The following is a 16,844-nucleotide window of genomic DNA, read 5'->3' as shown; positions in this document are numbered from 1 at the left end:
AATGGCCCTTGCGGCTTGCCTTGCCTTGATTCGGGTACGACCTCACTGCTCAGAAAGCCGCGCGCCCCGGCCCGTAACACGCGCGCTGCGTCTGATAGACAAGTGGATGGGAGCGGGAAGTGGTTCGGAGGAGCTGTACGACCTCGGCGGTGATCATCCTCAGTTCGACACCAAACTGGAAGCCCTGGCCAACGCGGTCGAGAAACACTTATCAGCCGAGGAAAATCTAGAGTTCCCCGGTCTGCGTGAGACGATGTCTCCAGAGGACTTGATGAAGCTGGCTGGGGTCTTGGAGACGGCGGAGGCGACGGCACCTACCCGACCTCACCCCGCAACAGGCGAGTCCGGGACCGTCAACACGCTGGCGGGACCTCCGTTGGCTCTTTTCGACCGCGCGCGAGACCGGATCAGGGACTGGACCAGAGACAACACCTGACGTCTTTCTGTGTGGCGTTCACTGATCCTGCCGAATTTCAGCCGCGGCCCGGGTTGGCCTCTACCATCCGGGCCGTTGCTGAAGGGCAGTGTGGTGAGCCCGCCCTGTCACCGTCGAGGGTGCGTCGTCGATGTCGAAGGAGGAGTTGACGCAGGCGCTCAAGCCGGAGTAGTCGCGAGGTTGAAGGAGTGGGCTGATGGCTGGTGACCAGATGACGCCTGAGGATCCCCGCACGCGTTATCCGCGGCCGGATTTTCCCGAGCAGGAACAAGAGCATCCTGGTCTGCATGAGCAGATGGAGCCCGAGCCTGACTATGGGTATGACACCTATCGCGGCTTGGGGCGGCTGAAGGATCGCGTCGCGGTCATCACCGGGGGCGACTCCGGTATTGGTCGCGCGGTTGCCTTGGCGTTCGCACGCGAGGGCGCCGACGTGGTGTTGTCCTATCTGGAGGCGGAGGAGTCCGACGCGGCGGTGACGGCACGGGTCGTGGAGGAGGCGGGCCGGCGGGCGGTGCGGGTGCCGGGCGACATCAGTGAGAAGGCGCAGTGCGAGCGGATCGTCCGCACGGCTGTGGAGGAGTTCGGCCGGGTCGACATTCTCGTCAACAACGCGGCCTATCAGATGACCTTCGATGGGGTGGAGTCGATCCCGGAGGATCTTCTCCTGCACACGTTCAGGACCAACATCGTCGCGATGTTCTGGTTGTGTCAGGAGGCGGTTGCCCATATGAAGGCGGGCTCGGCGATCATCAACGTTGCCTCCATCCAGGCCTACCAGCCCTCGCCGCCGCTGCTGCCGTATGCCACCACGAAGGGTGCCATCGTCACTTTCACCAAGGGGCTGGCGCAGGAACTCATCGAACGTGGCATCCGGGTCAACGCTGTGGCACCCGGCCCGGTGTGGACGCCGATCATTCCGGCGTCGATGGAGGGGGAGAAGGCCGCGAAGTTCGGTGGCAGCTCTCCCACCGGGCGTCCCGGCCAGCCAGCTGAGCTCGCGCCGGCGTTCGTGTTCCTGGCATCAGGTGAGTCGAGCTTCGTCAACGGGGAGATCCTTGGCGTCACCGGCGGCAAACCGCTCACCTAGTGTGTCGTAATTAAAAGTGCTTTACTTGGGGTTGTAGTTGTTGGCGACCAGCTTCACGTAGTCGCGGTCGAGCATGGCTACTTTCTCAAGGATCTGATCGGCTGTCGCTGTCCACTCGAACGGCTCGGCGTCTTCGTTCCAGTGGTCGATGTAGTTCTCGATATGGCGGATCAGCTCGGCGAGGGATTTGAAGGAGCCGCGGCGGATGGATTGCCGGGTGATGATGCCGAACCATGTTTCGATCTGGCTGATCCAGGAGCTACCTTTCGGCGTGAAGTGGAACTTCACGTTGGGGTGTTTGGCCAGCCATTCGTTGACGTCGCCGTTGTTGTGAGTTTTGAGGTTGTCGAGGACTACGTGGATTTCTTGCTCTGCCGGGTACCGTTTGACCAGTCGTTCCATGAAGCGTAGGAACTCTTTGGTCCGCTTTCGGTGGAAGGTTTGTCCGGTGATTTTTCCGGTGAGCACCTCAAGGGCGGCGAACAGGTTCGTGGTGCCGTGGCGGACGTAGTCGTGGGTGCGCTTCTCGGTCTTGTCGAAGCTGATCGGCAGTAGCGGCTGGGTCCGGTCCAGAGCCTGGACCTGCGTCTTCTCGTCGAAGCTGAGCACCACCGCACCCTCGGGCGGATCGAGGTAAAGGCCTACGACGTCGACCACTTTGGTCGCGAACTCCGGGTCGGTGGAGGTCTTGAACGTGCCCTGCCGATGTGGCTTCAAGCCGTGCTCACGCCACAATTCGGCGACGAAGTTGTGCGAGACGCTGATACCTTCACGGCGTCTCAGATACTTGGCCATCTCATAGCTCGACCAGTGCGTCAGCCCCGTTTCTTTCGGCGGGCCGAGCTTCGTTAACGCCACAATCCGCGACCGCACCGAATCAGACACAGAACGAGGCCTGCCAGTCGACGTACGGTCCTCTAACCCCGCTACGCCGGCCTCTTCGAACCGGTCCACCCACTTATACACCGTCGGCTTCGACGCTCCGAAGCGCCTCGCAATATCCGCGGCACTCTCACCATCGAACCACGCCAGCACCATCTGTGCCCGCATCGACTCCGAGCCGTCGTACCCGACAGACACAACCGACTCCAACTCGCTACGCCGCTCCTCCGTAAGCTGCTGCATACCAAAATTGTTTCACAAGCACCATTGAAAGTAAAGTGAATTCAATTACATGACACTAGTGTTCCCCGCCGGAAATTCGTGCGATATATCGGGCGAGGGAGTCGAGGATTTCTTCGGCTGTCTTCTTCCAGACGAACGGTTTCGGGTCGGTGTTCCAGTTCTTGATCCATTCGCGGACGTCTTTCTCCAACGCCTGGACGCTTTTGTGGACGCCGCGGCGTAGGAGTTGGTCGGTGAGGAAGGCGAACCAGCGTTCCACCTGGTTGAGCCAGGAGGCCCCGGTCGGGGTGAAGTGCATGTGGAAGCGCGGATGGCGGGCGAGCCAGTCGTTGATGGCGGGGGTCTTGTGAGTGGAAAGGTTGTCGCAGACGAGGTAGACGTCGAGTTGGGCAGGGACCGCTTTGTCGATCGCGATCAGGAACTTCTTGAACTCCAGGGCGCGGCGTCGTCGGTGGGTCTGGGAGATCACCGTGCCATCGGCAATGTTGAACGCGGCGAACAGGCTGGTCACACCGTGGCGGACGTAATCGTGGCTGCGCCGCTCCGGCATCCCGGGCATGGCCGGCAGCACCGGCTGGGAGCGGTCCAACGCCTGCATGCCCGACTTCTCATCCACACACAACACCACCGCCCGCTCCGGCGGGTTGTGGTACAGCCCGACCACATCGACCACCTTCTCCACGAACAACGGATCCGTGGAGAGCTTGAACCCATCACTGCGATGCGGTTTCAACTCGAACTTCGCCCAGATCCGCCCAATCGTCGACTCAGACAAACCCGAACGCGCCGCCATCGACCTCCGCGACCAGTGCGTCGCACTCACCGGCGTCTCCTCCAGCGTCGCAACCACCACCTCCTCCACCTTGTCCAACAAGATCGACGGTGGACGACCCGGCCGCGGCTCATCGACCAAACCGTCCAACCGCTTGGCCACAAACCGCCGACGCCACTTGTTCACCGTGTTCGGCGACACCCCCAAGTCGGCCGCCACCTGCTTGTTCACCGCCCCCGGCACCGCACACGCCAACACGATCCGCGACCGCAACGCCAACGCCTGCGACGACTTCGCCCGACGCGACCAACGAACCAACTGCTCCCGCTCACCAGCAGACAACACCAACTCGGCCTTCGGCCGCCCAGTACGAGCCACGGACACCATCATACCGATTTAACATACGAATTTCCGGCGGGGAACACTAGCCTCCAGCGAGACGGTCTACCTCATCATTCACGACCACGCGGCAAGATCGAGGGCGAGTCAGCCTGCCGAGACGATCCCTTCCCGCCTCGCGGATAGCCCGCTTTCGCGGCCAAGGTGCCGTGCGGGCATGCGGCGGCCGGTGTAGCCTCGCACTGCTGGGAAAGGACAGTCGGCCGGCCGCTATCAGCGATGCTCGCCCTCGCGCTGCGGCCCCACAAGCAGTCAGCGCAGGGGTGCGTTGTGCGCATCGTGCGTCCTGCGCTCCGTGGGCTGAATCGATGTCGGGCCCTGCTGGTGCCGGTAGAATTTAGCGATGCCCGTAGCGCATGAGCGACGAATCGTCGCAGGAGTTGACGGCTCGCAAGGGTCCCGGGCAGTGCTGCGCTGGGCGGCGGGACAGGCTCGGCTTACTACGCGAATGTGGGGCACTGACCGTTTGGTATAACCGTCCACATTGGGATACAACGCACCTGTCAGCATTCCCCACTTCGCCGCTTGGGTAGACAAGTCCCATTCCGGTTGTGTCAGTGAAGCACTGGGTGAGTGCGAGCTTGCCGACGTGCGGAAGACAATGGTGCACGGGGACGCCACCGAGGCACCACTCGAGGCTGCACACGGGGCGCTTCCTGAATGCACAGACACGATCGGCTGGCTGATCGTATGCCTCTCGCGCTACTGGCATTAGCCATTGGCGCCTTCGGGATCGGCACCACCGAATTCGTAATCGTCGGGCTGCTGCCCGAGGTCGCCGCTGACTTCGCGGTGTCCGTTCCCACCGCCGGCCTCCTCGTGACCGGGTACGCTCTCGGCGTCCTGATCGGTGCCCCGATCATGACAGTCCTTGGTACCAAGGTGTCCCGAAAGCACATGCTCATGTTGCTCATGGGGCTCTTCGTCATCGGCAACATTGTCTCCGCGACCGCGCCGTTCTTCGGCCTCATGCTGATAGGTCGCGTCGTCGCCGCCTTCGCCCACGGCGCATTCTTCGGCATCGGAGCGGTCGTCGCCGCCGAACTGGTCGCACCCCAAAAGAAGGCTGCTGCCATCTCGATGATGTTCACAGGCCTCACCGTGGCAAATCTCATTGGAGTGCCGCTCGGGACCTTCGTCGGGCAGAGCGCCGGCTGGCGCGTGACCTTCCTCATCGTCGCCGCCCTCGGCGTCGTCGGCCTGGCAGGTGTTGTGCTGCTGGTTCCCAACATCCCCAAGCGCGAAGGAGTACACCTACGCAACGAACTTGCCGTCTTCGGCGACGCCCAGGTCCTGCTGGCCATGGCCATGACCGTCCTCGGCTTCGGCGGCGTGTTCGCGGCCATCACCTACCTCGCACCCATGATGACCCATGTCACCGGCTACACCGACGCCGCTGTTTCCTACCTGCTGGTCATCTTCGGCCTGGGCATGGTCTTAGGTAATCTGATCGGCGGAAGGTACGCCGACCGGGCCCTCATGCCGATGCTGTTCGCGACTCTGGGTTCCCTGGCCGTCGTCCTAGCGCTGTTCACCCTGACCGCTCAGAACAAAGTCGCCGCCGCGGTCACGATCTTCCTCATCGGCGCCCTCGGCTTCGCTACCGTTCCACCGCTACAGAAGCGCGTCCTGGACCAGGCGTCCGGCGCACCCACGCTCGCGTCCGCCGTCAACATTGGCGCCTTCAACCTCGGCAACGCACTCGCTGCCTGGCTCGGCGGCCTCGTCATCGCCGCCGGCCTGGGCTACACCTCAGCCAACGGGGTCGGCGCCATACTCACCATCTCCGCCCTCTTCCTGGCGCTCGTCTCTGCGGCGCTGGACAAGCGCCGAGGGCAGCGTCGCGGCACTGACCGCGCTGGAAGCGTCGACTAACACCCGACTCGTTCCTCGCTGGCGAAACTGACGACGGCTTCCAAGCATGGAACACCCACATTCCTGGGAAGTATCGCGACCTGCTCTATGGGATCGGAGCCGAGGAGTTCGGTCATGTGGAGATGCTGGCCACCATGATCGCGCAGCTTCTGGAGGACGCCCCGGTCGGAGTGACCGAGGGTGCCATCCAGAACGACCCGACCGTCGCGGCGATCATCGGGGGCACCGACGTGCAACACGCTATCGTCGCCGGAGCCGGGGTGCGGCCAGTTGACAGTATGGGCAACCCGTGGATGGGTTCGTACATCACGGCCAGTGGCAACCTGCTCGCCGACTTCACTGCCAACGCCAACGCCGAGATGCAGGGAAGGCTCCAAGTGGCGCGGCTGTACCACATGACCGACGACCACGGCGTCAGAGATCTGTTGTCGTTCCTTCTGGCCCGGGACACGATGCACCAGAACCAGTGGCTCGCCGCCATCGAGGATCTCAAGGAGAACGGGGTCGAGGACCTCCCCGTGCCAAACACCTTCCCGCTGGACCTGGAAGACCTGCGCGTGTCCTACCAGTACATCAACTTCTCTGACGGCCCCGCGGCGGCCGACGGACTGTGGGCCAGCGGGCCCACTCCCGACGGTAAGGGCGAGTTCACCTACCTCGACGAGCCCGAGGCCGGCGTGCCGATGCCACCGCCGACCGTTCCGGACGAACGTTTCCACGGCACGACACCGGAGCCGCCCGCGACGAGGCGCGCAGCCGGGGTGAAGAAGGACGCCAAGAAGGTCACCAAGAAGACGACGAAGAAGGCTCCGGCAAAGAAGACGCCCGCGAAGATGGCGAAAAAAGCTGTCAAGAAGGCCGTCAAGAAGAGATAGCGCGTGCAGCCCGCCAGTTCGTTCGTAACACCCGGGGAGAAGGGATCGAACATGGCCGCCTCGAAGGATCAGGGGGTCGTCGAGTTGCTCGTTGAGCAGCATGAGCAGATCAGGACGCTGATCGCCCAAGTGAGGAGTGAGACGGGTGACCTCAGGCGAGAACGCTTCGAAGACTTGGTGCGTCTGCTCGCGGTGCTCGAGACCGCCGAGGAAGAGGTAGTCCACCCCAGGGCTCGTCGCGAGATCGCCAATGGTGAGCGTGTGGTAGAGGCTCGGCTGAACGAGGAGTCCCAGGCCGAGCCACGGTGTGGCCGGTTTGATCCGACCAACGGTGCCTGTGGTCGGTCTCGGCGTAGGAGGGCCCGCACCATGAGACTAGGCGCGATCGCGTATCTCGGTTAGGCCGCCCGCCCGTGCACATGATGCACAGCAGTAGTTGCTCGAGTCCGCCTCTACGCCGTGTCCTAGGATGCGGCAATTGCAATGGGCACATCGTGGAGCGATGCGCTCAGCTGCGCATTCGATGCTGTCAAAGATGTGCTCACGGCCATCGTGGGTCACCACAGTGAAGGCCTTGTCGTAGCTGTTGCCACAGGTCGTACAGGTATCCATCGCACCTCCTTGGCCCGGAGGACCTGGTCTGTCACCCACTACCCCGGGAAGGCCGTCTGACACGCAGGTGTGTGCAATGCTCAGAATTGCATCGAGCGCGCTCGGATCTCCGCCTTCGGCAGTTGGATCATGGCGGATTGGGGTAGGCAAAACGACGAACCGCAACCAGGGAGGCTCGATGTCACAGGAAACCGGCCAAGTCACCGGCACGAAGGACAAGGACTACAACATCATTTGGTTCGTCGAGCAGTGCCTCGCCAATGCGCTGCGAATGGAGAGCTATGCTCAGGACGCGGAGCGTGCTGGCGATACCGAGTTGGCGGAATTCTTCCGTCGAGCTCAGGGCGAGAGCCGTAAAGGTGCGGAACAGGGAAAGGAGTTGCTGCGTAGTCGACTCTAGGGGTAGACGCGGTACGCCAGAGGGCCGCCGGGGAAGACGCGGGACTGCGGACAATCCGACCTCTCTGCTCACGTGTCTCAAGAGCACGTATCAGAACACTTGCGTCGCGGTCCCAGGGACGTGGCGCATGGCCACCGCCAACGGCGGGTTGGCGTAGGGACCTGGGCTTTCCAGGCCGGCGACGACTCGCGCCCGCTCCTTGTCCGGCTTGTCCTGCGACAGCTTCGCTTCGGCATACCAGCTGTCCGCGCGTAACCGGAAGGCGACGACCTGATCGGCCATCTCCCGCCCTTGCTGTCCCAACCGGCCGAGCGACCAGGGGTGTTCGGTGGCGGACTCGAAGTGGTCGACGGTACGTCGTAGCACGGGCATGGCATCCTTGAGCAACTCTGCTGTTCCACGGACGTGCAGGGTGACATGATTCCAGGTCGGGATCGTGTCCGCGGCGTACCAACTCGCGGATACGTATCCATGGGGTCCCTGGAAGATCAGCAGCAGCGGGCCGTCCAGCGACTGGGCGACGGGATCGGCTCGAGCGACGTGGGAAAGGATCGTCAGTCCTGCTGCGTCCTCGTCGAGCAGGCACGGCATGTGCGTGGCGGCGAGGTCGGGAGTGACGATCGTCGCGAATGGATACTCCTCGACAAGCCGGCGCGCAGCTTCCACCGACTCCAGCCGGAACGCCTGCTTGATGTGCATGGCCGGCACTCCATCAGGAGTCGTCTGGAGGTTGATGGGCTTTACGGCCTCGTCCCAGGCCCGCCGCCCGGACCGGCACCGGGTGGAGGTGTCCTTCCCTCGCCGGTCGCGCCTTCATCGGTGACCTCCCCTGCACCGCGCCGACCGGGCTCCACTCCGCTCGCTTCACCTCGCGGTTCCTGGCTTTTGTTGTAGGCGTCTTCCAGCATCCGCTGCGCGACGCTCCGACCGCCCAGACCAAACGCCAACGCGAGCCCTAGCCCGAGTGCCCCCATGGTGGCCGCAAATGCGATCTGCACGATCTGCTCAGCAATTCTCAACTGCTGCAGGATCATGAACACAGCCACGACCATGACCAAAGTGGGAAACACCGTGCCAGCGACCCTGCCGGTCGGCGTGTCACCCATCACCCTCGCGATTCCGGCGGCAACCCCGCCGGCGAGGAGAGCGGCAAGCACGAAGATCACGATCGCTGCGATGACGTTCGGCAGGTAGTCGACAACCCGGTTCATGAACATCGTAAGGGCCGGAATCTTCAAGGCGCCGATCGCGGAGAAGAGGAAAAAGGCAAAGATCAGCCAGAACACCACCCGGGCGATGCCGCGCGAGGCGCTCGCGCCACCAAACACTCGCTGCATGTACCTGCGCGCGTGAGACTCCTGGAGGCGCCGGTCGACACCAACCTTCTCAAGGAGCTTGCGGACCAAAGCCGCCACCACTCGGGCCACGATGTAGCCGACGATGAGTAGGACGAGAAAGCTGATCAGGTTCGGGAGAAACCCGATAATCCGACCTATCGCATCCCAGAAGCTGTCAACAATATTCATGGAGACTCCTTCAGGTCACGGCACAGTCCCGAAGGTGCGAACACCAACGCACAACCCCCCGGCTCGCGCCATGCTGATCAGCGGCTACCCGGAGATTCCCAATTGGGTCGAACCACCGATCTCAACGCTTGCGCTGATACCGCCGACGACGCAAGTGACGGACGTCCCATGCGTCGAGCGTGCGGTTCCCCTTTGCAGCCTCTGGCAGTGCAAGGCCTACAACTCTGCAGGCCCAAGTCGTAGGTCCCGGTGTGGTCAGGCTGGTTGGCCCGCCGCGGCCGCACGAAGGCGGCCTGCCTACGGTGCGGCGAGCATGACAGGAGATTGGACTCTGTACTGAATCCCTCACCGCACCGTCTCCGCGACTCGGGGCCGACTTCGCCGTAGGGTGCGGAGAACCGGAGCAAACTGAGCGCTCATCGGTCTCCGACTCGAGGAGGACCTCCATGGCCCGTCCCACGGCTCAGACCTCGTCTCCACCCCTGCACGTCTATCTCAACGACCATCTCGCCGGCGCGACCGGTGGGGTGGAGTTGCTACGCCGAGCCGCCCGGGTCCACCAGGGTGACGCCTTGGGATCTGAGCTTTCCAGGCTGGCCAAGGAGGTGTCGGAGGACCGGGCCCCCCTGATACAGGTGATGAAAGACTTGGGCGTCCCGGTCCGACGTCACAAGGCCGTACTGGGCTGGCTCGGCGAGAAGGTCGGCCGACTCAAGCCCAACGGCCGCCTGATCTCGCGATCACCGGTCAGTGACGTCCTGGAACTCGAGCTGATGCGGCTGGGTGTCGAGGGCAAGGCGTCGTGCTGGCGCACGCTGCGGGTACTCGCTGACGGGAAACTCGACGCCAACCGCCTGAACGAGCTGATGAGCCGCGCCGCCCAGCAAGCCGAGATTTTGGAAAAGCTCCGGACCTCCGCGGCCGCCGACATGGTCGCCAGGTGATCCTCGGACAACTGGCAAGTAGGGGCCGACCACGCGTCCATCCCGGATGGGGCCAGTGCCGAGGCGTGCCCTTAACTTAGTCCTTGCCTTGGGATGGTGATGTGAAGTCGGACGGTTGTCCCGGTTGGGTGTGCATCGATTTGGACGAGGTCGCACAGCTCGTTCGCGACCAGGAGGCCATGCGGGGTGTTGCTGCTGGGCCGGCGGCCCGCGAGAGCGTCTGTGAGCTGATGTCGGGTTTGAAGCTCGCAGATCAATACGTTCTGTTCTGCCCAGATGCGCAGACGGCCTGAGGCGCCGGTGTGGGCGATGAGCTCGGCGGCGGCCTCGGTCACAGCGAGCTCCAGGTCCGGGAGGCGTTCTGCGAGAAGGCGCGTATGGGGGTCTCTGCTGATGACGGACTGGCCGAGCCCGTACAAGTCGGTCGCGTCAAAGGCCAGCGTGTACGCCGCCGGTGGAGGATCAGGCAGCGGGTGTAGGCAGGAACCTGCCAGGGCCATTGGATCGGCGTACCGGAGACTCTCCCATCGTTCACCGTCGGTCTCGATGATGACCGGATGTGTCCGCGCAGCGTCATGGACGATCTCGTGGTGAACGGCGACACCATCGACAATTGGGACGTGGTAGGCGCAGATCACGGTGGCGGCGTGCTTCCGCAACGCGACGTTGCACAGTGCCTCCGTCTGCACCAGGGTGGCGTATTCGGCAGGAGATCTGCCCGGCCACATCGGCTCGGTCACGACTAGAACTGGCTGGTCTGGGTGGTCGTCAATGAACCGAAGCAGCTCAGGGATCATCCGAGTCGGGTTCCGTCCAGCCAACCGGATGTCAACAAGGCGCAGCCTGGGAGAGTCCTCGTCGCCCAACTCCTCCCGCAGTGTGGCGATCACTGCTGAAGAAACGACCGCCAGCATCGGCGGGTCCAGCCCCGGCCTTCCACCAAGTCGCACGATCAAGTCAGCGAGGTCAGACATGCCCGTGTAGAGGCACGCCTCATGCAACGACGAATCGGCTGGTGTGCGCTGACCACGGACTGAACTCATCGGTTACACCAGAGCGATAGCGACGTCCCGTCCCCACCAAGCATGCCTCGCTTACTGCCCGACGCCTACCTACCAGGCGGTCGGGCGCTTCCAGTGCACCGCGGGCACTCCGAAGTCCCCCGATGCAGACCCGTGGCGCCCGAACGGGTGCTCACAGCGGTGCACTGCGTCGACCATGTGGACCCGAGCCAACTCGACGTGCACATCAACGCGCGGGTTCTGTCGGAGGAGGCCGGCGAGGTTCGCCCCGTGCGTGGCATCTCGGTGCTGCCCGGGTACGAGATTCTCCCGTCGCCAGTCGACCCGACGGACGTGAACCTTTCAAGTGCGAGGAACGACCTCGCAGTCATCCTGTTGGACCGGCCGATCCACGACATCGCTCCCCTTCGGATCGCGGGGTACCGCCCGTCGCCGGGTTCGGCCGTCTCGATGTTCGCGCACGGATCCACCGGCCAGGCTGGGCAGGGCGAGTTCCGCAACGACGTCCTGCACCGCGGAGACCTGACCCCGCTCGGTGCGGAAGCCTGCGAACGGCAAACGCCTGCGACTGTCGACCGCCGCTCGGTGACCTGTGCACAGGACCCCGCCGGCGTCGTCACCGGGTGCTACCAGGACAGTGGAAGTCCCGTAGTGTCCTACTCCGGCGGACGGCCCGCACTCGTGGGTCTGTTCAGCTTCGGAGGTGAGACGGCCGGCAAGGCGTGCGGTGAGCTCTCGCCCGCGTACTCGGCAGACGTCACGAACCTCCGGCGTTGGGCGTTCGCCCGCCACCCGGTGCTGCAGCCTTATCCAGCCAGAGCCGCGCGCGTGAGCGGGACCCCGGTCGTGGGCGCCACCTTGCACTGTGTCCCGCCTCGGTGGAGCCGGTCGCGCGGCGGGCTCCCGCAGACAGCGGCCTATCAGTGGGTGACCGTCACCTACCTGGGTCCGTTCGCCTTCCCGGCACCGGTCGAGGGCGCCGACACCGCCGATCTGCGCGTGGGCGCGGACCTCGCCGACCAGCAGGTCGCCTGCCAGATCACCGCCGCAAACGCAGGTGGGACCAGCATGGCCACATCTGACCCGGTGAGCGTCAGCCCGTGACGGCTCCTTCGGTAGGGGGTTCCTCGCCGTGTACGAGAGCGCGCTCCACGACCTGCTGAGGTCCTCCTGGGCATCGGCGACGCGCACACGCTCGCTCCCTGCGGGGGATGAACTAGGAACGGAGCCGGCGCTCGGTCAGGGGACGCCGCCGGACCCCAACCGCTCCAGATGCTCGATGCGGGCATCGAGGGCGCGCCGGTGGTCCAGCGGTGGCGGGCTGCGGCCCCCGAAATCTCTCGGCTTGTGCCATGCCGGTGACTCACAGGCGGGATCGGGCGGCGGGCCGGGCGTGAGGCCCGGCCCGCCGGGAGATGAGGTGGCAGATCGATGTCCAGATGGGTCAGGGGTTGATCTGGCGACGACCGCCGGATCCGCTGATCTGTACGCGGCGCGGTTTGGCTTGTTCGGCGACGGGGATCCGGATGCTCAGGACGCCGGAGTCGTAGTCAGCCTCGAGCTTGTCGGTGTCGAGGGTCTCGCCGAGGAATAGTTGGCGGGTGAAGGTGCCCTGTGGGCGCTCGGCTGCGATCAGTTCGACGCCGTCGGAGTGGGCTCCCACGCGCTCGGCTCGCACGGTGAGGACGTTCTGCTCGACCGTGAGCTCGATGTCGTCGGGCTTGACACCCGGCAGGTCGAAGTGGACGTAGAACCAGTCGTCCTTGCGGTAGGCGTCCAGCGGCATTGCCGCAGGCCTGGTGGCCGTTCCGAGGAGCTGCTGAGTAAGCCGGTCGAACTCGCGGAACGGATCGGTGCGCATCAACATCGCCACCACTTCCTTCTTCCTCTCTCACTTGATGTCGTACGGCGGTCGACGAAGGTTGAGCCTGACTGGCTCAACTAGGCAAGTTTTTAGCGCGAGGTATTCTCCGTGTCAAGCAGCAGGTCGGTAACTCGGACCCGTCAAGGGATCCGGCGAGAGGGGCCGGGCATGGCGGCAGTTCCGCCGCACATCCAGACGGTCAGCGGGAGACCGGGGGTCAGCCCATCCGAGCTCCTCGACGACCTCGGATTGCTCGGGCCGCGTTACGGTGCTGGCCCAGGAGATGCATCTCACAGACGCCGAGACCGACGCGCCGGCCCGTAGGTAGCTTCACCGCTGTGGCGCACTGCCCGCTGTCGAACCTCAAGCTCGTCTCAGGGGTGCCCCGGATACCCGACCGCTCGGCGCGGGGTCTCGGTTGGGCTCGGCACGACGCCGCGGTCAGCTCCAACACCCCTCGACATGTTCACGGCGCTGCGCACCGCGGCGATCGTGCACATGGGAGCCGTGCACACCGGGCGAGCCGCGCACGGGGGTCGCTGGCAGGTGCCAGATCGCCGCCCGCCTTCGCTGGGTCACGAGCCTCTGGTTCATACAGGGCCAAGCGACCGCGAGACAGCCACCGGAGTCGCCGCTCCGGCCCGGTCCCGGGACGGCGGTACCCTCAGCCGATCGGACCCGCGTGCGCCTCTGGCTGTGGGCGCGGTCGAGGAGTGCCAGTGGTGCGGGGACCAAGGCCATCACGATCCGGGGGTGTGGCCTCGTCGATGGACAGGCCGCAGTTCCAGTCGGATTTGTGCAGGTCGGCGCGTGAAGATTGGAGCCGCCTGCGCCAGCCAAGTCCGAGCACCGCGAGACCAGCATGTCTTCGATCCATCGAGGGCTCTAGTCTTGCGGATTCACACTTCCAAGCACATCCGAAGACCCGCCGCCGAATCCGGCCCCGTCACATCAATGCGGATCAAGTGTTGTCTTCGGTCCAGTCTCTGATTCGGTCTCGCACGCGATCGAACACTGCTATCGGTGGTCCTGCAAGCGTATTGGCGGCTGCGGACTCGCCTGCAGCAGGGTGAGGGCGGGTGGGCGCCGTTGCCTCCGCTGTCTCCAAGACACCAACCAGCTTTCGCAGCTCTTCTGGAGACATCCTTTCGCGCAGGCCAGGGAACTCAATCTCTTCCTCGTCAGCGTGTTTGAGGACGCCGTTGGCTAGAGTCTCCAGCTTGGCGTCGAACTGAGGGTGATCAACGCCAAGCTCATACAGCTCCGCGAGGCGTGTCTTTGCATCTGCCTCCTCCTTCAGTCGAGCCTTCACCACTCGTTCCCCGTTAGCGATTTCCCGACAGGCGATGGGATGGACAACCTCCTCCTCGGCCGTTTCATGCACGGCCAGTAAGCGAACGAGATCTTGAAAGAGCTCGCGCTTGCTGGCTCCCTTCGCATCGCTTACGCGGAAGAAGAGTGACCTGATCATTTCGTGCTGCTCGACGAGTAGATCCACGACATCTTGCTGCTGCTTCCGTGCCACGGCTTGCGCTCCTGTCGTTCGTGCTCATCGACGTGCCGGCCCACACGCTGCGGGACGCCTCCTCGCTGAGGCAAGGATAAACTCCTACCCAAAATGCGCACAGCTATGCGGAAGTACTGATGGTGACAACCTCGGCGGTGGCGGCTGGTGTCGGCTCGGGAAGACCTTGGCTCATGACGCGGGGTTCACTATTTGACACTCAGATGAGGATTCCGGTGGCGCCGTGGCGGTGGCCGTGTTGATGCGGACCTTCTGGCGGCCCTTCTCGCTGTGTTCGCGCCCAGTCGCGCCGGTCGCCCCGGCGCCGAAGGCGCGGAGGGAGGGCCGGCGCCATCGGTGGCGGTTCTCGTCTTGACCGGTTCGGTTGGCGCACGAAGGAAGGAGGAGTACTCGGAATTCTGCCAAACGTACGGATTCGACGTGATGGCATGCCAGGTTATGAAACTCTGGCTGACTTCCATGAGCTTCGTATGGTCGTCTGGCTAAGTCTCAATGCGACGAAGGACTCGCGTAGCAATCAGGCGCCAAGAAAAGCGGCTAGCGTCGCTGCAGACTGGCGAGAGTCGTAAGATCTGGAGTCCTGTCTAAAGCGCAATCCGCAATCGGGGGCCCGACTGGTCAACGCGCGCAGGTTCGAGTCGAGCGTAGCGACTGACGACCCACCCGCTGGCTGGAGCGCTCGGTAGGCACTCCAGAGCGGCCATCCGCGCAGAGTCGACAGACTCGACGTCTGCCACCCGACTGGGCCCGGTAGTGTCAACGAGATGCCGGTGAGTGAGCTGACGCCAGAAGAGATTCACCGAATCTACGGCCCGTGGAATCCACCTTCCCCGTCAGACGTGCCCCTCTTCTTCGATGGGTACCCCGGGATGTGGTGGATCGCGGGCGGCTGGGCTCTCGAGGCCTTCACTGGGGTGGCCCGGCCTCATGGAGACATCGATCCGAGCATTCCGCGCCGCGATCTGCCTGCCCTGCGGCGCCACATGGCCGGGCGCACAGACCTCTGGGCCGCCGACCAGGAGAACCTCACGCTTCTCCTGCCTTCCGACGCCGACGACGACCTTCAACCGCGATGCGAGAACGTCTGGACTCGGCCCAGCGGCGCCGACCCCTGGGAACTCGACATCATCTTGATGACCACCGATGGCGACCGCTGGGTTTACAAGCGTGACCCGCGAATCTCGCTGCCACTCGAATCCATCGTCTGGCACAAGGACGAGGTGCCATACCTGCGTCCCGAGATCCGACTGCTCCACAAATCGCGCGGACTGCGCCCGAAGGACCAGCAGGACTTCGACTCGGTCCTGCCACTGCTCCAAGAGCGACACCGCGCATGGTTGAGGCGAGCCATAAGCATCGCCCACCCAGGGCACCCATGGCTCCAGTCACTCTGAGGAAACATACTCGGACGTCGAGAGCTCACGATGCTGGATAAGAGTCCGCTTACGCGACGTACTTTGCGCACACGGCGGGGTTGGGTCCCACCCTGCGACGTCGTACGGGCGAAGTAGCCGCCTGACCTGGGCGGACGTGAATATGTACTCGGGTACGGCGTACGCGAAAGTCAGGGCCGCCAAGGTGGGCGTGCTGCCGACAAGCTGCGCTGTCGATCACGATCGACGGGTCGACGCGGGATGGCTGAAGCGGATCCGTGGCGATGGGTGGACGCCGGTAGACGTATTGGATAGCACTGTTGCCAGTGGAGCGCTTGTGGCTACGTTTCTATCCGCTACATCACCTGTGGAGGCTGCGCCGGAACGAGACCTGGTGCCCGTCGTCACGCGTTCCGCCGTCGCGGGTCCAGCCCATCGAGGTGTAGAAGCTTCGTCCTCGGTCGTATCCGGTGAGCGTCCAGAGAATGGCTTCCGCGAAGCCGGCGTCGACAAGCGCATCAAGCGCAGTTCGCATGAGCGCGGCCCCGATGCCCTCGCGCCAGCGCGCCGGATCCACCGCGATCGTGTCGAGTTCGCCGAGTTCGGGGTCCACAGGATCGCGGCTGGGCCCGATGCCGACCAAACCGACGATGGATCCGCCGTGCTCCGCGATCCACCATCGGGTCTGCCCCTCCGTCAGCTCGGTCGTCCAGCGGCTGATCCGATCGGCGTCCACGACCAGGTGCGGCATCAGCTCACCGAAGCCCTCGTTCCACGAGTCGACATAGATCTGGACCATTGCTGGTGCGTCGTTCGCCTCGGCCGCTCGGATCGCGATGGTCATGTCGCAAGCCTGGCACCACGAGCGTTGCCGCGAGATGGGCGCGGAAGCAGGCTCTGGGGACGGGGTTGCGCGCCGGACAGCACATCGTCGCTTCACCCGAGCGCGAAGGGCTCGCGGATTTCGTAGGTGGCCTGGCTTGGTCTGCTCAGCTGGTCGGGGCCT

Annotated in this window: 16 protein-coding genes and 1 pseudogene; 9 read left to right on the top strand and 8 right to left on the bottom strand. The window is 64.2% G+C overall.

Going from position 1 to position 16,844, the window contains the following annotated elements; all coding sequences use genetic code 11:
* Nucleotides 1–106: 106 nt before the first annotated feature.
* On the top strand, nucleotides 107–436 hold the full coding sequence (locus tag HEB94_RS07375) for a hypothetical protein (RefSeq protein ID WP_192749217.1): 330 nt from the start codon (nucleotides 107–109) through the stop codon (nucleotides 434–436).
* A 196-nt stretch (nucleotides 437–632) separates the two neighbouring features.
* Nucleotides 633–1,526, top strand: coding sequence for a glucose 1-dehydrogenase (locus HEB94_RS07370; protein WP_202896188.1), 894 nt, complete (start codon nucleotides 633–635; stop codon nucleotides 1,524–1,526).
* Nucleotides 1,527–1,547: 21 nt separating this feature from the next.
* On the opposite strand, the gene HEB94_RS07365 is transcribed toward HEB94_RS07370, so the two are convergent.
* Complete coding sequence (locus HEB94_RS07365) at nucleotides 1,548–2,651, bottom strand: IS630 family transposase (RefSeq protein ID WP_192749216.1); 1,104 nt, start codon at nucleotides 2,649–2,651, stop codon at nucleotides 1,548–1,550.
* 55 nt (nucleotides 2,652–2,706) lie between these two features.
* Entirely contained in the window at nucleotides 2,707–3,810 is a 1,104-nt protein-coding gene (locus HEB94_RS07360) for an IS630 family transposase (RefSeq protein WP_192756249.1), read from the bottom strand.
* A gap of 702 nt (nucleotides 3,811–4,512) precedes the next feature.
* On the opposite strand from HEB94_RS07360, the gene HEB94_RS07355 reads away from it, so the two are divergent.
* The 4 genes and pseudogenes from HEB94_RS07355 (at nucleotide 4,513) to HEB94_RS07340 (ending at nucleotide 7,584) form a co-directional block, all read left to right on the top strand.
* Nucleotides 4,513–5,697 carry an MFS transporter gene (locus HEB94_RS07355; protein WP_192749215.1) on the top strand — a complete coding sequence of 395 codons (1,185 nt, stop codon included), beginning with the start codon at nucleotides 4,513–4,515 and terminating at the stop codon, nucleotides 5,695–5,697.
* Nucleotides 5,698–5,747: 50 nt separating this feature from the next.
* Nucleotides 5,748–6,572, top strand: a pseudogene (locus HEB94_RS07350) (manganese catalase family protein); the annotation flags it as partial.
* Between the two features lie 51 nt (nucleotides 6,573–6,623).
* The gene (locus HEB94_RS07345; RefSeq protein WP_192749214.1) at nucleotides 6,624–6,974 is read left to right on the top strand and encodes a hemerythrin domain-containing protein; all 351 of its coding nucleotides are present in this window, start codon (nucleotides 6,624–6,626) and stop codon (nucleotides 6,972–6,974) included.
* A gap of 388 nt (nucleotides 6,975–7,362) precedes the next feature.
* Nucleotides 7,363–7,584, top strand: coding sequence for a hypothetical protein (locus tag HEB94_RS07340; RefSeq protein WP_192749213.1), 222 nt, complete (start codon nucleotides 7,363–7,365; stop codon nucleotides 7,582–7,584).
* A gap of 90 nt (nucleotides 7,585–7,674) precedes the next feature.
* Here HEB94_RS07340 and HEB94_RS07335 read toward each other — a convergent pair whose 3' ends face one another.
* Both HEB94_RS07335 and HEB94_RS07330 read right to left on the bottom strand, forming a co-directional pair.
* On the bottom strand, nucleotides 7,675–8,283 hold the full coding sequence (locus HEB94_RS07335) for an FMN-binding negative transcriptional regulator (RefSeq protein WP_192749212.1): 609 nt from the start codon (nucleotides 8,281–8,283) through the stop codon (nucleotides 7,675–7,677).
* A 41-nt stretch (nucleotides 8,284–8,324) separates the two neighbouring features.
* Complete coding sequence (locus HEB94_RS07330) at nucleotides 8,325–9,110, bottom strand: mechanosensitive ion channel family protein (RefSeq protein ID WP_192749211.1); 786 nt, start codon at nucleotides 9,108–9,110, stop codon at nucleotides 8,325–8,327.
* A gap of 446 nt (nucleotides 9,111–9,556) precedes the next feature.
* Here HEB94_RS07330 and HEB94_RS07325 point away from each other — a divergent pair, with 446 nt between their 5' ends.
* Nucleotides 9,557–10,054: a hypothetical protein gene (locus HEB94_RS07325; RefSeq protein ID WP_192749210.1), complete on the top strand. Its 498-nt coding sequence runs from the start codon at nucleotides 9,557–9,559 to the stop codon at nucleotides 10,052–10,054.
* A 71-nt stretch (nucleotides 10,055–10,125) separates the two neighbouring features.
* On the opposite strand, the gene HEB94_RS07320 is transcribed toward HEB94_RS07325, so the two are convergent.
* Complete coding sequence (locus tag HEB94_RS07320) at nucleotides 10,126–11,097, bottom strand: sensor histidine kinase (protein WP_192749209.1); 972 nt, start codon at nucleotides 11,095–11,097, stop codon at nucleotides 10,126–10,128.
* 132 nt (nucleotides 11,098–11,229) lie between these two features.
* On the opposite strand from HEB94_RS07320, the gene HEB94_RS07315 reads away from it, so the two are divergent.
* Nucleotides 11,230–12,180: a trypsin-like serine protease gene (locus tag HEB94_RS07315; RefSeq protein WP_192749208.1), complete on the top strand. Its 951-nt coding sequence runs from the start codon at nucleotides 11,230–11,232 to the stop codon at nucleotides 12,178–12,180.
* A 340-nt stretch (nucleotides 12,181–12,520) separates the two neighbouring features.
* Here the strand turns inward: HEB94_RS07315 and HEB94_RS07310 are convergent, their stop codons facing one another.
* Complete coding sequence (locus HEB94_RS07310) at nucleotides 12,521–12,943, bottom strand: Hsp20/alpha crystallin family protein (RefSeq protein WP_192749207.1); 423 nt, start codon at nucleotides 12,941–12,943, stop codon at nucleotides 12,521–12,523.
* A 958-nt stretch (nucleotides 12,944–13,901) separates the two neighbouring features.
* Complete coding sequence (locus HEB94_RS07305) at nucleotides 13,902–14,465, bottom strand: hemerythrin domain-containing protein (RefSeq protein ID WP_192749206.1); 564 nt, start codon at nucleotides 14,463–14,465, stop codon at nucleotides 13,902–13,904.
* 770 nt (nucleotides 14,466–15,235) lie between these two features.
* Between HEB94_RS07305 and HEB94_RS07300 the strand changes: the two genes are divergently transcribed.
* Nucleotides 15,236–15,859 (top strand): hypothetical protein, encoded by a 624-nt coding sequence (locus HEB94_RS07300; protein ID WP_337917502.1) that lies wholly within the window; start codon nucleotides 15,236–15,238, stop codon nucleotides 15,857–15,859.
* Between the two features lie 340 nt (nucleotides 15,860–16,199).
* On the opposite strand, the gene HEB94_RS07295 is transcribed toward HEB94_RS07300, so the two are convergent.
* The gene (locus tag HEB94_RS07295; protein WP_192749204.1) at nucleotides 16,200–16,682 is read right to left on the bottom strand and encodes a GNAT family N-acetyltransferase; all 483 of its coding nucleotides are present in this window, start codon (nucleotides 16,680–16,682) and stop codon (nucleotides 16,200–16,202) included.
* Between the last annotated feature and the right edge of the window lie 162 nt (nucleotides 16,683–16,844).

It is taken from the genome of Actinopolymorpha pittospori (genome assembly GCF_014873875.1).
GTDB classification, from domain to species: Bacteria; Actinomycetota; Actinomycetes; order Propionibacteriales; family Actinopolymorphaceae; genus Actinopolymorpha; species Actinopolymorpha pittospori.
Note: the sequence above shows the minus strand (reverse complement) of the source record. Positions and strands in the feature narration are given on the sequence as shown.

Excerpts from the sequence above, each read along its gene's own strand:
- HEB94_RS07375 (WP_192749217.1), top strand. The coding sequence starts at position 107 with ATGGGAGCGGGAAGTGGTTCGGAGGAGCTGTACGACCTCGGCGGTGAT.
- HEB94_RS07370 (WP_202896188.1), top strand. The coding sequence starts at position 633 with ATGGCTGGTGACCAGATGACGCCTGAGGATCCCCGCACGCGTTATCCG.
- HEB94_RS07365 (WP_192749216.1), bottom strand. The coding sequence starts at position 2,651 with ATGCAGCAGCTTACGGAGGAGCGGCGTAGCGAGTTGGAGTCGGTTGTG.
- HEB94_RS07360 (WP_192756249.1), bottom strand. The coding sequence starts at position 3,810 with ATGGTGTCCGTGGCTCGTACTGGGCGGCCGAAGGCCGAGTTGGTGTTG.
- HEB94_RS07355 (WP_192749215.1), top strand. The coding sequence starts at position 4,513 with ATGCCTCTCGCGCTACTGGCATTAGCCATTGGCGCCTTCGGGATCGGC.
- HEB94_RS07345 (WP_192749214.1), top strand. The coding sequence starts at position 6,624 with ATGGCCGCCTCGAAGGATCAGGGGGTCGTCGAGTTGCTCGTTGAGCAG.
- HEB94_RS07340 (WP_192749213.1), top strand. The coding sequence starts at position 7,363 with ATGTCACAGGAAACCGGCCAAGTCACCGGCACGAAGGACAAGGACTAC.
- HEB94_RS07335 (WP_192749212.1), bottom strand. The coding sequence starts at position 8,283 with ATGCACATCAAGCAGGCGTTCCGGCTGGAGTCGGTGGAAGCTGCGCGC.
- HEB94_RS07330 (WP_192749211.1), bottom strand. The coding sequence starts at position 9,110 with ATGAATATTGTTGACAGCTTCTGGGATGCGATAGGTCGGATTATCGGG.
- HEB94_RS07325 (WP_192749210.1), top strand. The coding sequence starts at position 9,557 with ATGGCCCGTCCCACGGCTCAGACCTCGTCTCCACCCCTGCACGTCTAT.
- HEB94_RS07320 (WP_192749209.1), bottom strand. The coding sequence starts at position 11,097 with ATGAGTTCAGTCCGTGGTCAGCGCACACCAGCCGATTCGTCGTTGCAT.
- HEB94_RS07310 (WP_192749207.1), bottom strand. The coding sequence starts at position 12,943 with ATGTTGATGCGCACCGATCCGTTCCGCGAGTTCGACCGGCTTACTCAG.
- HEB94_RS07295 (WP_192749204.1), bottom strand. The coding sequence starts at position 16,682 with ATGACCATCGCGATCCGAGCGGCCGAGGCGAACGACGCACCAGCAATG.